Source organism: Vibrio sp. 10N.261.51.F11, from assembly GCF_041471665.1.
GTDB lineage: Bacteria > Pseudomonadota > Gammaproteobacteria > Enterobacterales > Vibrionaceae > Vibrio > Vibrio crassostreae_C.
This window is the reverse complement of the sequence record NZ_JBFROW010000051.1, coordinates 1-585: the sequence shown is the minus strand read 5'-3', so window position 1 is coordinate 585 and position 585 is coordinate 1. Positions and strand designations below refer to the sequence as shown.

Annotated in this window: 3 tRNA genes; all 3 read right to left on the bottom strand. The window is 42.7% G+C overall.

The features are described 5' to 3' along the window. Positions 1-318: 318 nt before the first annotated feature. The 3 genes from AB4351_RS16325 to AB4351_RS16315 all read right to left on the bottom strand — a co-directional run bounded on the left by AB4351_RS16325 (position 319) and on the right by AB4351_RS16315 (position 580). A tRNA-Val gene (locus tag AB4351_RS16325) sits at positions 319-394 on the bottom strand. A gap of 32 nt (positions 395-426) precedes the next feature. Further along, a tRNA-Lys gene (locus AB4351_RS16320) sits at positions 427-502 on the bottom strand. A gap of 2 nt (positions 503-504) precedes the next feature. Then, positions 505-580, bottom strand: a tRNA-Glu gene (locus AB4351_RS16315). Between the last annotated feature and the right edge of the window lie 5 nt (positions 581-585).

Sequence of the window (585 nt, the reverse complement as noted above, 5' to 3'; positions counted from 1 at the left end):
CCAAGGTTTTTGGTTGTCATTAAGAAGGGTTAATTCTCAATGACTGTTTGCCGGACTCAATTGTGATTCAAACAAGTTTGAATCGAATACAAGACACTTGAATGTGTTTGTTGTGTTTATCTAATGAAAGATAAACATTGAGAACTTTTAAATTTGATTGAATTACTCGTAAGTAATCAATCAGTCAGCTTTCCAAATTGTTAAAGAGCAATGAGACTTCTTGTGAAGTTCATTTTCTAAATACTCTCACAGTCGAAAAATCCAACCAGCGACATAAGAAGTGGTTTGGAGATTTAACTTCCAAGAATTTTTAGAGAATGGTGGGCGATACCGGGCTCGAACCAGTGACCCCCTGCTTGTAAGGCAGGTGCTCTCCCAACTGAGCTAATCGCCCACGATAGTTTTAATTCCTTCGTGGAGAAAGAATGGTGGGTCGTGCAGGATTCGAACCTGCGACCAATTGATTAAAAGTCAACTGCTCTACCAACTGAGCTAACGACCCAATGGTATCCCGTAGGGGAGTCGAACCCCTGTTACCGCCGTGAAAGGGCGGTGTCCTAGGCCTCTAGACGAACGGGACACTGC